The sequence below is a fragment of the Liquorilactobacillus sp. genome (assembly GCF_047719775.1).
Taxonomy (GTDB): Bacteria; Bacillota; Bacilli; order Lactobacillales; family Lactobacillaceae; genus Liquorilactobacillus.
In genome coordinates, this window is the sequence record NZ_JBDNTS010000003.1 from 81346 (window position 1) to 95605 (window position 14260).

General features: G+C 33.8%; 12 protein-coding genes. 8 read left to right on the plus strand and 4 right to left on the minus strand.

Annotated elements, in window-relative coordinates; translation table 11 throughout:
- Positions 1-200: 200 nt before the first annotated feature.
- From ABF682_RS02430 to ABF682_RS02440, 3 genes are read left to right on the plus strand one after another with little or no spacing between them, the layout of a single operon-like run.
- Positions 201-1043, plus strand: coding sequence for a PRD domain-containing protein (locus ABF682_RS02430; RefSeq protein ID WP_289980803.1), 843 nt, complete (start codon positions 201-203; stop codon positions 1041-1043).
- A gap of 14 nt (positions 1044-1057) precedes the next feature.
- Entirely contained in the window at positions 1058-2941 is a 1884-nt protein-coding gene (locus ABF682_RS02435; protein WP_289980804.1) for a beta-glucoside-specific PTS transporter subunit IIABC, read from the plus strand.
- A gap of 14 nt (positions 2942-2955) precedes the next feature.
- The gene (locus ABF682_RS02440) at positions 2956-3960 is read left to right on the plus strand and encodes an alpha/beta hydrolase (protein ID WP_415618906.1); all 1005 of its coding nucleotides are present in this window, start codon (positions 2956-2958) and stop codon (positions 3958-3960) included.
- 579 nt (positions 3961-4539) lie between these two features.
- On the opposite strand, the gene ABF682_RS02445 is transcribed toward ABF682_RS02440, so the two are convergent.
- The 4 genes from ABF682_RS02445 to ABF682_RS02460 form a co-directional block, all read right to left on the minus strand.
- Positions 4540-5064: a hypothetical protein gene (locus ABF682_RS02445; protein ID WP_415618907.1), complete on the minus strand. Its 525-nt coding sequence runs from the start codon at positions 5062-5064 to the stop codon at positions 4540-4542.
- A 149-nt stretch (positions 5065-5213) separates the two neighbouring features.
- A complete protein-coding gene (locus ABF682_RS02450) occupies positions 5214-5885 on the minus strand; it encodes a GntR family transcriptional regulator (protein ID WP_415618908.1) in 672 nt (223 codons plus the stop codon).
- Between the two features lie 66 nt (positions 5886-5951).
- Positions 5952-6908: a sugar kinase gene (locus tag ABF682_RS02455; protein WP_415618909.1), complete on the minus strand. Its 957-nt coding sequence runs from the start codon at positions 6906-6908 to the stop codon at positions 5952-5954.
- A 35-nt stretch (positions 6909-6943) separates the two neighbouring features.
- Entirely contained in the window at positions 6944-7588 is a 645-nt protein-coding gene (locus tag ABF682_RS02460) for a bifunctional 2-keto-4-hydroxyglutarate aldolase/2-keto-3-deoxy-6-phosphogluconate aldolase (protein WP_415618910.1), read from the minus strand.
- 169 nt (positions 7589-7757) lie between these two features.
- Here ABF682_RS02460 and ABF682_RS02465 point away from each other — a divergent pair, with 169 nt between their 5' ends.
- The 5 genes from ABF682_RS02465 to ABF682_RS02485 are packed head-to-tail and all read left to right on the plus strand — an operon-like array spanning position 7758 to position 13909.
- Positions 7758-9377, plus strand: a complete 1620-nt coding sequence (locus tag ABF682_RS02465) for a mannitol dehydrogenase family protein (RefSeq protein ID WP_415618911.1) — start codon at positions 7758-7760, stop codon at positions 9375-9377.
- Positions 9378-9410: 33 nt separating this feature from the next.
- Positions 9411-10487, plus strand: coding sequence for a mannonate dehydratase (gene uxuA / locus ABF682_RS02470; protein WP_415618912.1), 1077 nt, complete (start codon positions 9411-9413; stop codon positions 10485-10487).
- A 13-nt stretch (positions 10488-10500) separates the two neighbouring features.
- Positions 10501-11520, plus strand: a complete 1020-nt coding sequence (locus ABF682_RS02475) for a zinc-binding alcohol dehydrogenase family protein (RefSeq protein ID WP_415618913.1) — start codon at positions 10501-10503, stop codon at positions 11518-11520.
- Positions 11521-11552: 32 nt separating this feature from the next.
- Positions 11553-12881, plus strand: coding sequence for an MFS transporter (locus ABF682_RS02480; protein WP_415618914.1), 1329 nt, complete (start codon positions 11553-11555; stop codon positions 12879-12881).
- A gap of 53 nt (positions 12882-12934) precedes the next feature.
- Positions 12935-13909, plus strand: a complete 975-nt coding sequence (locus ABF682_RS02485) for a sugar kinase (RefSeq protein ID WP_415618915.1) — start codon at positions 12935-12937, stop codon at positions 13907-13909.
- Positions 13910-14260: the final 351 nt, after the last annotated feature.

Below are 14260 nucleotides of genomic sequence, written 5' to 3' on the forward strand. Positions count from 1 at the left end.
CTATAGTACTAATTATATAATGTAAGCGTAAACAGGAATAGGATTTGTTACAGATTGTGCTGGCATAACCTACTAAATTTTGTGAATTCTTTTTTAGGAATTTTCACATTATTTAGTAGGTTTTTTGTTTTTTTAAAGTAAAGAAGGTGAAAGCTTAAAATGTGTATTAAAAATTTTAATACAATGGAAGGAGGACATTTATGATTGTCAAAAAAAAGTTGAATAATAATGCAATTTTGGCAATAAACAAAAATGGAATTGATATTATTTTGACTGGGAATGGGATTGGATTCAATGTAAAAAGGGGACAAGAAGTTAACAAATTAAAGATTGAAAGGACCTACAAATTAGATACTCAAGATAATCAAAATAAATTGATTCAAGTTGCTACTGAAGTTCCTTATGAATATTTGAAATTTACGGATAGCATAGTCCGAGAACTAAAAAGTAATTTAAAAATAAAACTAGATGACAACATCTACATTGCCTTAACGGATCATATTTATTTTGCAGTATCTCGTTTTAAAAAAGACAATGATAATATTAATACTTCACTTCTATGGGAAGTTGAAGATATCTATCCAGATGAATATAAAGAAGCAGTCAAAACACTTAAAAAGATAAATGCCTTTTTTAACATAACACTTCCAATAGAAGAAGCTAGAATGCTTACATTCCATATAGTAGACAACTTGAAAAAGAATTACCAAAAGATTGATACAGGGACTGCAATCAAGACAATTACAGATATTTTAAATATAGTAAAATATTTTTTTAATATTGAATATAACGTGAATTCTTTTAATTATGTAAGATTTGTAATTCATCTTCGTTTTTTAACTAGACGGATTTTATACGGGGAAAAAGAAGATGAAAATACGTTGTTTTTTTATGATCAACTATCTCAAAAAATGCCACAAGCCTTTAAATGTACATTGAAAATAGTTGATTACATTAGAAAGACACGTAAAGTTGAATTATCAAAAAGTGAACAGGCATATTTAACAATTCACATTCAAAGAATTATTTTAAATAATAACTGAGAGAGGGATAAATAATGAATGATAAAGAAATTGTTCAAAATTTGATTGAAAGATTAGGTGGTCAAAAGAATATTAAGTCTTTTACACACTGTGCAACTAGGTTACGATTTCAGCTTAAAAATGAAGATAAAGCAGATAAGGATAATATTGAACGTATACCAAGCGTGATTTCTGTAGTTAAAGCTGCTGGACAATATCAAGTTGTTTTCGGTCCGAAAGTAGTTGATATTTTTAATGAAATGAACGACCTAATAACTATTAAGGATCAAGACGTTGACATCAATGGGGAAAACACAGGTAAGAAAAACCCATTTAACGCATTAATTGATTTTGTTTCTAGCGTTTTTACACCAATACTTTACGTATTAATTGGTTCTGGTATTATTAAAGGGCTATTAGCAATTTTTATATCTGTTGGTTGGATGACCGCAACATCGGGGACATATGCGATTTTAAATGCCGCGGGGGATAGTCTATATTATTTTCTACCCATGTTTTTGGCAGTTACTTGTGCACGAAAATTAAAAACAAATCTTTTTGTTTCACTAGCGATAGGCGGTTCCTTGGTTTATCCAGGCATGGCTACTTTATATGGTAAGACAATAGATTTTATGCATATTCCTATTGAAATTGCTACATTTAAGAGCAGTGTTTTTCCGATAATTTTTGCAATTTTTTCATTAAAATATCTTGAAAAAATTATAAAAAAAATCATTCCTTCTGCAGTTGAAAATATTTTTTCTCCATTAATTTCTTTGATTGTGCTTGTTCCCTTGACGATTATCTTATTTGGACCTCTAGGATCAGGTTTAAGTAATGGTATTGCAAGCGTATATATGAATTTATATAGTTTAAATAAAATGGTAGCCGGGGCATTTATAGGCTTTTTTGCACAAGCAATGGTTGTCTTTGGAATTCATTGGGGATTGTTCCCAATTATCTTTTCTAATATTCAAAAATATGGGTATGATACAATTTTAGCTGTTTTTGGTCCAAGTATCATTTCACAATCAGGAGCCGCTTTAGGTATTTTATTGCGTACTAAAAGCTCTGCAATGAAAAAAGTTGCTTCTTCTGCAACAATTATGGGTTTCTTCGGAATTTCAGAAGCAGCTATTTATGGTGTTACTCTAAAGTATAAACGTGCTTTTTTGATGGCTATGATTGGAGGAGGCATAGGAGGAGCAATAGCAGGTGCAGCTGGTTCTCGTGCAACTGCTGTAGCAGTTGCCAGTGTACCAAGCTTTCCTGTTTACTTTGGACATGGGTTTATTCAATTTATTGTTGGGTACTTTGTAGCATTTATGGTGGCAGCAGTTTTAACCTACTTCTTTGGCTTTGATAAAAAAGTTGAGATAAATAATGCTTCTTTAACTGCCACAATTCCAGTAAAGCCAGAAATAAAATCTATCAAAGAGGGAGAGATTGAAAATTGGAAACCACTAATAGTCTATGCTCCAGTAAATGGTGAGGCTGTAAGTTTATCCACAGTTGCTGATAATGTATTTGCTTCCGGTTCCTTAGGTAAGGGAATTGCAGTTAAGCCAAGTAAAGTTAGGCAAAGTGTTTTATCTCCAGTAAATGGCATTATTACGGTAACTTATTCTACTAAACACGCATATGGGATTACTGCAGATGATGGACGACAATTTTTAATTCACATTGGAATTAATACTGTTGATTTAAAAGGAGAATTATTTAGTGAAGCTATTCAAAAAGGTAAGAAAATTAAAAAGGGAGAGCAGCTTTGTGTTGCTGATTTTGAAAGTATAGCAACTAGGGGATACGATGGTACGGTAATTGTAACACTGGTTAATTCTACTCCGACTACAGATATTGTTGATACTAAACTAGGGGAAATTTCGGCTGGAGCTATTTTAGGGCAATTTATTAGTTAGAAAGTGGGTCGAATATGATTATTAAAAATTCAGCGTATGGAGAAAAATGGGGTTTCTTAGACCCACAGGTTTTAGAGCGTACAAAGAGGAAAGCACTTATCTTTGATAAAGTTGTTGATAAAAAAATAGTCATTGAAGATATTCAACTTAATATTTTAAGAGAGAATATGGGGTCTTACAACAGAGATCTAAGTGAGGAGAATGTGAAGATTAATAATTTCTTGATACCTTGTTTAGGTCGTTATATTCCGGCTAGAAAATATACACCGAATATTAATGGGAATAGTACTAAATGTCTCGTTTATTTACATGGTGGTGGCTTTATTGGAGGATCTATAGATACAGTAAATAATCAATGCAAGTTAATAGCTGAAAGAGGCCATTGTGTTGTTATTTCTATTGGATATCGGCTAGCTCCGGAGACACCATATCCAGGAGCCTACCTTGATGTTGTAGAATCATTAGAATGGATTAGTAACAATAAAGCAGTTTTAGAGTTTAATGATTCACAAATATATATTGCAGGTGATAGTGCAGGAGGTAATTTAGCAATTATTTGTGGCTTGAAAAATAAAAATAATTTTATCCGTAGGGTTATTTCTATTTATGGAGCACTTGATATGACAGAAAAGAGTAAGACACTTTATAAGTGGAATTACTCTAAATATAACATTGCCAAAAAACATGAAATTTATATTCATACGAGATTAAACAAATTTGCTCTACTAACCAAAATAATTAATGTTTTGTATACCAACTTTGAGCAAGTAGAAAATCCACTGATTAGTCCCGTATATATAAATAATTTTGAAAATTTTCCTGACATAACGCTTATTGAAGCTGAATTTGACTATTTTCTTCAAAGCAACATCTTTTTTGCCGAAAAAGCAAAAGCATTGGGAGCAAATGTCGATGTAGTTATGTACAAAGGTCTTGATCATGGCTTTTTTGACAGGTTAGGTTTTTTAAAACAAGCTGAAGATTTAGTAAATACGATCGTTGATACTATGGAAAATTAGATAGTAATAGTTCCTGAAATCAAAAACGACTTTTTGAACTTACCATGATGTCTTGTATTGCTTCGTACGTATTCTCAAGCGTGTGTATTTAGTTGAAGATATCTTTGTTAAGACAACTGTTTTTTAAAATGGTGGTCATGGACATCTAATAATAGTAAAAAAGGTTTCAGCTTTCCAATTTCTAAAAAGTTTCCATATGCATAATTGTGAAGAATTACAATATTGAGCAAAAAATTTATAGAATTGTCTAAGAGACTCATAAGTTTTCAATCATCTTAAAAATGTTGTCGTACGTGGAATTTTTAATGACGAAGGTTTATGTGTCTTTTGGTATGAAAAAAATCCGCTGACAGATTGTAAATGTGGCAATCTATCAACGGATTTTTTTCTGTCAGTTGCAAATACAAATGGCTAAATAGTTCTCTCTAAAAAAGTTTAATTCTAATACCCTATTATCCCAAAATCTCATTTTGTTCAAAAGAGTCATTTTTCGAGAGGGTGCTACATTGCCAATTCGTGGCATACTCTCTATATTAAACTAGAATTAGAAGAATATTACGAGAAATTCTTTCGTCTTAATCAAACCTCACTTGTTAGTATTTTGCGAATTCTTGCATCTATAGAAGCAATGTTCTCTTCTTGAACAATATTGATTATTGACGAAAAGCCTGTCTTAAATGAACTGTTTTGTTTTGATAATTCATAGAGTGATTGAATAGCATTCACTCGAACAATCCTACTTTCTTTAGGATTGATTGCCCATTTTTTCAATATGTTGAATGCAATTGTTTGCTCTGAAACCAACAAAGAAGGGCGTGATATTAATAAGGCTAGATGCCATTTTAATTCAATGTCAGTCGCTGATGAACATAAATTTATGATATCAATTTTATGTGAATATAGATATTCAGAATGTGTTAAAGAAATTTTTTCAATCGCATCTGCTGCTCTCATCACAATCAATCGTTCATTATCATATAAATATTGAAAAAGAATATCAAATTCACTTTGATTTTTTATGTCACCAATGACTAGATTTGCTTCTCCGATAGAGCGCAAATCACCGCCACTAAGCTTTTCCCTTAGACTTTTACCCATGTTCATCTCCCTAAGCTCCATGACATTGTGATAATACTGCATCTGCATCATGTTTCAAAATGGTTTTTAGTATTCGATAACTAGTTTTGAAAAGTGACGAATAATTTTAATAATAGTGCGTATTTATAATTAAAATACAATTCAAATAACCACAACTAATAATTTGAAAAATAGTCTGGAAAAGCTTGTATTAATGTCTTCTCCTCATCAAGCATTAAATGAAGATGATTAGATATCAGGGTCGTTGCGACATCTACATTGTGTGTTTCGACAGCACTTAAGAGATCTTCATGTTCTTGTATCAGGGTTTCCCAAGGAAGCTTCGCAACCTTTAATCGTAGAATTCTGAAACGATTCAATTGTGTGTTGATAGTTTGTAGCCATTCCCAAACTTGACTGTGTCCAGATAGAACATAAAATTCACGATGAAAGTCTTCATCCTCGGCAAAAAATTTCTCGAATTGCTTTTGTTTGGAAAAATACCTCTGATTATCAATAATTATGTGCAATTGATCGGTCATAATATCTTTTTTTAATGCGACTTCCCTTATTACATTGGTTTCAATGCTCTCACGAATGAAACGCGCACTGGTAGCAACTTTTAAATCAATTTTTGTGACATATGTTCCAGATTGAGGGATAACATTAATTAATCCTTCTTGGCGTAAGCGTAAAATAGCTTCTCTTACAGGAGTTCTACCAATTTCCAGCTCATCGCTAATTTCTTTTTCAGATATTTTCTGACCGGGTTCATATTCAGCAGTCAGAATTTTTTCAAGTATAATCTTGTAAGCCTGATCATGGAGGTTCAAGGATGTGTTAAGCAAGGTACCAACTCTTCTCTATCGTCTAATGTATTAAGTAACAATGATAATTATACATTAGTATATCAGTTATTCGAAGGTTGGTAAATTATTAATAACAAATGAATCCAGTTGTTCCCGTGTAGGATAGCCATCACTATCTCCTGATGATTGTACTGCTAAAGCACCAATGGCATTACCACGAAGTATGGCTTTAGATAGTGACAGATTATCTAATAGACCCGAAATTAAGCCAACAGCAAAACCGTCACCAGCACCAACAGTATCAATCACTTTTTTGACATGATACCCGGGAATAAATTCAGTATTATTATTGTCTTTCAAGTAAGCACCAGATGCACCCATTTTAATGATGATAGATTTACAATCTTTTTGTAAATAGTAATCACTAATTTCAGATTCGTCCGATAAACCGGTTAATAGGTGGGCTTCTTTAATACCTGGAATGAAAATATCAGCTTTACTTGCTAAGGTATTAACGGCTTCAACCATTTTTGTTTCATTTTGCCATAAAGCAGGGCGTAAATTTGGATCGAAAATTATGGTTGTTCCTGCCCTTCTTGCTTTAAATAACAGCAATTCGGCAACTTTTAATGCGTTGTCTGAAATGGCTGGATAGATACCTGTCAAGTGCAGGTATTTAATCTCACTAAAGTCAATTTTTTCGACGATTTCAGTAGATAATCTAGTAGCTGCTGAATTTTTTCGAAAGTAGAAAGTATTAGGATCGCCAGCTGTAACTCTTTGTTTCATCTCAAAACCGGTCCACGCAGTATAGTCGATTGTGACTTTTTTAGCGCCAACTTTTTTATTTTTTAGTTCACTAATAATAAATTGCCCCAAGGGATCTGACCCTACACGAGAGAGATACTCTGTTGAAAATCCAAGACGTGCTAAACCAATTGCAACATTTAATTCGGCTCCCGCCAAATATTTATGAAATGTTTTTGCATCTGCTAATGATTTATTGGTTTCTGTAGCCGCAAATACTACAAGCGGTTCACCAATCGTTAAAAAATCAATCATGTTTAAAATACCTCACTTAAAAAGATTTTTAACAATTAACTCCGAATTTGATTCAACTTTTCCACATATTTTTTGGCAGTAGCTGTTACACCAGCAAGATCTCCATTTTCTGCAGGTTTTAGCAAATTACTACCTGCTCCGACGGCAATTACACCAGCCTTAAACCAATCAGTCATATTTTCAAGATTTACACCACCTGTAGGCATCAGATTAAGTTGCGGCAATGGAGCTAAAGCGGCCTTAACCATTTGCGGGCCAGCAATTGCACCTGGAAATAATTTGATAATGTCTACACCAGCTTTAAGAGCAGTTTGCATCTCGGTTAGAGTCTGACACCCTGGAGTATAAGGTGTTTGATAAAGATTACAAATTTCAGCGACAGAAGAATCAAAACTAGGACTAACAATGAATTGTGCCCCAGCTAAGATAGCCAATCGTGCTGAAACGGAATCCAGAACTGTACCAGCTCCAATTACAACATCAGTATCTTGGTACTTTGATGATAGTTCGGTAATTACTTGATCTGCTTGAGGTACAGTAAAGGTTATTTCAATTCCTGTAAGCCCACCAGCTATTACAGCTTCAGATATATCAACTGCTTTTTTTGCTGATTTGGCTCTGATAACAGCGATTACGCCAGATTTTTTAATTTTCTGGGTAGTTACTATTTTTTTAAGCATTATGTCTACCTCCTAATTTTTTGTGAAAATAATTTCAAAGATGTATTGACTTTTTTGTAGAAAGCGATTACATTGTATTTTGTGAACTGATATATTAGTACATCAGTATGATAAAACAATTTTTTGGAAATTACAACCGTAACTTGGTTGAAAAATGGAGGGGATACAAATGGTTAAACTTACAGATGATTATGTAGGTAAACAAAGAGATTTCAGTTTGGCGGATATTGAAGTGCCAAAATATTCTCAAGAAGAAGTTAGTATGGAAACTGATAAAACACCTTTGTGGGTACACTTTGGAGGGGGGAATTTATTTCGCTGTTTCCATGCGGTGATTGCTCAAGAATTACTTAATAAGGAAATTATGAAGAGTGGAGTCATTGTTGCGGAAACATATGATGACCAAGTGATTGAAGAAATCTATCATGCTTATAATAATCGGATTCTTAGTGTGACAATGAATGCGGATGGATCATTACAAAAGAAATTAGTGGCCAGTGTTGCACACAGTGTTTATTTTAATGATGAAAATCCTACTGGATGGCAGTACTTGACAAGAGTATTTGAGAATCCCTCACTACAATTTGCAACATTCTCAATTACTGAAAAAGGTTACAGTTTACGGGATAGTTCAGGTAACTTAACACAACTTGCAATTGAGGATATTACAGATGGGCCATCGCACCCTAAGACAAATATGGGAGCAGTTGCACATCTTCTATATGCACGTTATTTAGAAAATCAAGCGCCTATCGCAATGGTAAGCACGGATAATTTCTCAGAAAATGGTGCAAAACTAGAAAATGCAATTTTAACAATTGTAAATGGATGGGTTGAAAATGGGTTTGTTGAGAGTGGATTTTTGGATTATTTAAAAGATACAAACAAAGTTACATTTCCATGGAGTATGATTGATCGAATCACACCTAACCCAGCAGAAACGGTTGCTGAGAAACTAAGAAAAATAGGATTTGAAGATAGTAAAATTGTGCACACTGCTAAGCATACTAATATTGCTCCATTTGGTAATACTGAAGAGACACACTATCTAGTAATTGAAGATAGCTTCCCAAATGGACGACCGGATTTAGAAAAGGCAGGTGTAATCCTGACAGATAGGGATACTGTTAACGATGCAGATCAAATGAAGGTGACGGCCTGCCTCAACCCGTTACACACTGCTCTTGCAATTTTTGGTAATTTACTTGGGTACAAATCAATTTGGCAAGAAGTTGAAAATCCTGATTTGCTTGATTTAATTAAGAATCTTGGATATAAGGAAAGCCTGCCAGTAGTCAAAGACCCTAAAATTATTAATCCAAAACTATTTATTGATCAGTTAATTGAAAAGAGGTTACCTAATCGTAATATCCCTGATACGCCTCAACGGATTGCAACAGATACATCACAAAAATTAAAAATTCGTTATGGAGTAACAATTCAACATTATCTGAATAATCCCGCTTTTGATGTTACAGATTTGGAATTTATTCCATTTGTTATTGCCGGTTGGTGTCGTTACTTGATGGGGATTGATGATCAGGGTCAAAAATTTGAATTAAGCTCAGATCCGATGTTGACAGAATTAACACCAAAAGTTGCAGATATTAAGTTGAGTGCACCGGTTGACGTACATGAGCATCTTAAAACTATTTTGAGTAATAAAGAAATATTTGGTTTTGACTTGTATCAGATTGGTCTCGGAGAAAAAGTGGAAGAGTATTTTAAAGAATTAATTAATGGGAAGCAAGCAGTAGCTAAAACAATCAAAAGAATTGTTGCAGATTAATGAGCAACTTTCGCATAAGGAGATTATGTAATTATGAAAAATATGGGTTTTCGTTGGTATGGATCAAATGATGATCCAATTAAATTACAAGATATTCGTCAAATTCCAGGAACTACACAAGTTGTAGGAGCGCTCTTTGATGTACCTGTTGGTGATGTTTGGCCAATGGAAAAGATTCAATCTCTTAAAATGGAGGTCGAAGCAGCAGGATTAAATCTTGAAGTGATTGAATCCGTAAATATTCATGATGATATTAAGATTGGATTACCAACAAGAGATAAGTACATTGAAAATTATAAACAAACGATTAGGAATCTTGCTAAAGCAGGAATAAAGGTAATTTGCTATAATTTTATGCCAATATTTGATTGGGTAAGAACAGATCTTCACTTTAAATTAGAAGATGGGTCGAACGATTTAGCGTTTGAACATAAAAAAGTTGAGAGTGATCCAAAAGATATTTTGAAAGCGGTTCAAAACGACTCAAATGGGTACATTCTTCCTGGTTGGGAACCAGAAAGACTTTCCGAGGTGAAAAATTTATTTGAAGCATACGCGGATGTTGATGAGCACAAACTTCGAGAGAACTTGAAATACTTCTTAGATGCAATTATCCCTGTATGTGAAGAAGTTGACATTAGAATGGCCATCCATCCAGATGATCCACCACGTCCATTATTTGGATTACCAAGAATTTGTAAGAATCGTGATGATATGTTTGTGATTGAGGAACTACACGAGTCAAGATACAACGGCTTTACGATTTGTACGGGTAGTTTGGGGGAGAACTCTGATAATGATGTTCCAGCAATTATCAGAGAGTTTGTTGGAAAAGATCGGGCACCATTTATCCATGCACGAAACATTAAATTTATGGGTAATGAAGGAGATTTTCATGAATCAGCGCATCTATCTTCAGAAGGTTCATTGGATATGTACGAGATCATGAAGGCCCTCTCTGATACAAACTTTGATGGCTATATCAGACCTGATCACGGACGGAATATTTGGGGTGAAGATGGACGACCTGGGTATGGTTTGTATGATCGTGCCTTAGGAATTTCGTATTTGAATGGGTTATGGGAAGCAATAAGAAAAGAAAATAAATAGGAGGAATTGAAATATGTTAGCTGCAAGAGTGTATGGGAATGAAGATTTACGTTTAGAAGAAGTTGAAGAACCAGAAATCACTGCACCAGAAGATGTAATAATAAAAGTAAAGATGGTTGGTATTTGTGGTAGTGACAATCATATATATCATGGCGAAAATCCTTTTGTAGTACTACCAAGAGTTATGGGACATGAGATTGTTGGGGAAGTTACAGAGTTAGGTGAAAATGTAAAAGATTTGTCAATAGGTGATCATATAGTAGTTGAGCAAATTAGTTATTGTGGAAAATGTTATGCATGTCGGCAGGGGATGCCTAATGTTTGTTCTCATCTAGAAGCATTAGGTGTGCATAAAGACGGGGGAATGCAGGAATATTTAAAAATTACTTCTATGCAGGCGCATAAAATTAGTAAAAGTATTCCATGGGAAACAGCTGTATTAGCTGAACCCTATACGGTCGCTGGAAACTCAACAAGTCGTGGTCAAGTAGGAGTTGGTAAAACACTAGTAATTCAAGGAGCTGGAACAATAGGATTATTGACATTGAGAATGGCTAAAGTAAAAGGTGCAAGTGTGATGGTAACTGATATAGATCAAGAGAAATTGAATTTTGCTAAAGAAAACGGTGCAAATGAAATTGTAAATACAAGAAAAGAGAATTTAAAAGAAAAGGTCTGTGAATGGACTAATGGTGAAATGGCAAATGTTGTAATTGATGCAGTCGGTTTACCACAGACATTCGAACAATGTTTTGATTTAGTTTCAGTGGCTGGTGCAATTGTTCCGTTAGGAATGTCTGAAAAATATTCACATATTATGCAAAAACCAATAATGCAAAAAGAATTGACAATTTATGGTTCAAGAATGCAGTCATATCAGTTTGAACCAGTTATAAAAGCAATTGAAAATGGACTGCTTGTTGATGATGGTGTGGTGAATCAGAAATTTAATATTAGAGATGTTCAAAAAGCTTTTGATTTAATTAATAACCATCCAGAAAAGGCGCGTAAAATTGTTTTGACGTTTGATTAGTTATTTCCAATAAGTTAAGGTGGGTATCAGAAATGGAAAATAAAAAGTATCAAGTTAGAACTAGTGAATTAATTAAAGTTGCCGCAAGTGGTTGGTTAGGTACCGCTATGGAATTCATGGATTTTCAATTATATTCACTTGCATCAGCAATCGTTTTTAATGAAGTCTTTTTCCCAAATGATAGTCCGGCGATGGGATTAGTTATGTCTATGGGAACCTATGGGGCAGGGTATGTGGCAAGATTAGTAGGTGCATATTTCTTTGGTAGAATGGGTGACAGGTTGGGAAGAAGAACTGTTCTTTTTGTCACGATAACCTTGATGGGCCTTGCATCAACGCTAATTGGATTTTTGCCAACTTATCAAAAGGTAGGTATTCTTGCACCTATTGGATTGGTAATACTTAGGATTGTTCAGGGCTTCGGAGCAGGAGCGGAAATTAGTAGTGCTGGTGTAATGGTTGCAGAATTTTCCAAAACAAGTAATCGTGGGTTGATAGGGAGTTTGGTTTGTTTAGGAACTTCTTCAGGTACATTACTGGCAAATATTGTTTGGGCAATTATTCTTGGAACTGTTAGTAAGGAAAACATTCTTACATGGGGATGGAGAATTCCATTCTTTGCTTCATTTATAGTTATGATTGCAGCTATTTTAATTAGACTTTTCATTAAAGAAAGCCCAGTTATGGCTGAAAAGAAGAAATTGCTTATAGAGGAGAGAAAAGAAGACTCTACAGACAACATTAAGACCAGTAAAAACTTGCATAAGGGCTTTTTGGTAGGACTTGGATTGCGCTTTGGTCAAGCTGGAAATAGTGGACTTTTACAGACTTACATTGCAGGATTTATTGTAACCGTTTTAGCTATGCAAAAAACAGTTGCTACGGATGCAAATATTATATCTTCTTTAATTTCATTTATAACAATTCCTGTAGTAGGGTATTTAGGTGATAAATTTGGTAGAAGATTGATGTATATGATTCTTTCTTTAGCAATGGCTTTTTATGCGATTCCTATAATGTTAATGATCAATTCAAAAAATATAGTTGTTTTGACAATATCTTTAATTATTGGATTGAATTTAGGTGTACAAGGATTGTTTGCTCTCGAAAATGTAACTTTAGCTGAATTATTTGGTTCTAAGAACAGAGTAACCCTTGTTTCATTAGCAAAAGAAATTGCAGGAGTTATAGCGACCGGATTTGGACCAGTTATTGCTGCAGCTTGGGTAGCAGCAATGCTAAATAGTTGGTGGCCTATTGCAATTATGGTGATTGTATTTTCGCTTATAACATTCTTTAGTGCCTATGTTTCTAAAGATACTACAGGAAGAGATTTAAATGATTTGGACGATCCAATGTAAGCAAATTAATGCAATACGAGATTATTTTTGGCACAAATTTAAAGGAGGGATAAATGGTGGGAGAATTAATTACTGCTGGTGAACCAATGGGATTATTTATTGCTCAAGACAAAGGCCCTTTGAAAAATGTAAAGCATTTTACTAGTCGAATTGCAGGAGCTGATTTAAATGTTGCAATTGGAGTTGCTCGACTAAATCACACAGTCAAATTTATTTCACAAATTGGCAAAGATACATTTGGTGAACAAATTAAAGAATTGCTGCAAAACGAGAAAGTTAATGTGGGTGATTTACAAATTAGTGCTAATTGGAAAACGGGGTTCATGTTGAAAAGCTTGGCAGATAATGGGCGTCCAGAGACTGATTATTATCGTAAAGGAAGTGCTGCCTCACATATTGATTCCAAAAAAATAGCTTTTATGGACTTTACTAGTGCTAAAATTTTACACTTAGGCGGAATCTTGGTCGGGTTAAGCGATGAGGGTTATCAGGCTACGTTAAAGCTGATTGAATTGGCACGTAAACATGATGTTCAAATTACTTTTGATCCAAATCTGCGTCCAACAATTTGGAATTCTGAAGGCCCAATGATTAAACGAACTAATGAAATCGCTAACTTATGTGATGTAGTGCTGCCAAACATTAAAGAAGGCCGAATTTTAACTGGAAAAACAGCAGTTGAAGAGATTGCCAATTATTATTTGGAAGATCCAAAGAGTCATGTCCAACAAGTAATTGTTAATCTAGTGGATGATGGTGCATATAGTAAACACCGACAGTTAAGTGGAAATTATCGAACTGAGCGAGTTGGGGCAATCAAAGTTTCAAAAATTGTTGATCGTGTTGGAGCAGGAGATGGATTTGTTGCAGGAGTGCTTTCAGCAAAATTAGAGAATTTAAGTGATAGAGATTGTTTACGACGAGGAAGTGCGGTTGGAGCAATTCAAATGGAAAATCTTGGTGATAATGAAGGTTTGCCTAATTTGAATGAATTAAATGAATTTATGAGTAAAGTAACAATTGGGTGATTTTTTTGGAAAAAATTCTCTATTGATATTATTAAAAATTGTTTTTGATTGAGTTAAGCAAATTTATAAAAAAAGTATTTTCTATATATGTTTATTTCAACATACCTAGTAATTGAATGAAAAACAAAAAAATGGGAAAAAGTTGGGTAAAAATTTAATTTTTGCCTAATTTTTTTATACTGTAAATTTAATTTGAAAACTCAAAAAAATACTAGGTATCTTAATCATGGTTTGCTGTTTGTTTTTTTAACACTTAAATGATACAATTCAAAAAATTAGTTTTTATCGAAAATTTGAAGTATCTGGATAATAATAATTAACAGTAGATTTCTTAAGCTTGTTGAGGCCACA

Excerpts from the sequence above, each read along its gene's own strand:
- ABF682_RS02430 (WP_289980803.1), top strand. The coding sequence starts at position 201 with ATGATTGTCAAAAAAAAGTTGAATAATAATGCAATTTTGGCAATAAAC.
- ABF682_RS02435 (WP_289980804.1), top strand. The coding sequence starts at position 1,058 with ATGAATGATAAAGAAATTGTTCAAAATTTGATTGAAAGATTAGGTGGT.
- ABF682_RS02440 (WP_415618906.1), top strand. The coding sequence starts at position 2,956 with ATGATTATTAAAAATTCAGCGTATGGAGAAAAATGGGGTTTCTTAGAC.
- ABF682_RS02445 (WP_415618907.1), bottom strand. The coding sequence starts at position 5,064 with ATGAACATGGGTAAAAGTCTAAGGGAAAAGCTTAGTGGCGGTGATTTG.
- ABF682_RS02455 (WP_415618909.1), bottom strand. The coding sequence starts at position 6,908 with ATGATTGATTTTTTAACGATTGGTGAACCGCTTGTAGTATTTGCGGCT.
- ABF682_RS02460 (WP_415618910.1), bottom strand. The coding sequence starts at position 7,588 with ATGCTTAAAAAAATAGTAACTACCCAGAAAATTAAAAAATCTGGCGTA.
- ABF682_RS02465 (WP_415618911.1), top strand. The coding sequence starts at position 7,758 with ATGGTTAAACTTACAGATGATTATGTAGGTAAACAAAGAGATTTCAGT.
- uxuA (WP_415618912.1), top strand. The coding sequence starts at position 9,411 with ATGAAAAATATGGGTTTTCGTTGGTATGGATCAAATGATGATCCAATT.
- ABF682_RS02475 (WP_415618913.1), top strand. The coding sequence starts at position 10,501 with ATGTTAGCTGCAAGAGTGTATGGGAATGAAGATTTACGTTTAGAAGAA.
- ABF682_RS02480 (WP_415618914.1), top strand. The coding sequence starts at position 11,553 with ATGGAAAATAAAAAGTATCAAGTTAGAACTAGTGAATTAATTAAAGTT.
- ABF682_RS02485 (WP_415618915.1), top strand. The coding sequence starts at position 12,935 with ATGGTGGGAGAATTAATTACTGCTGGTGAACCAATGGGATTATTTATT.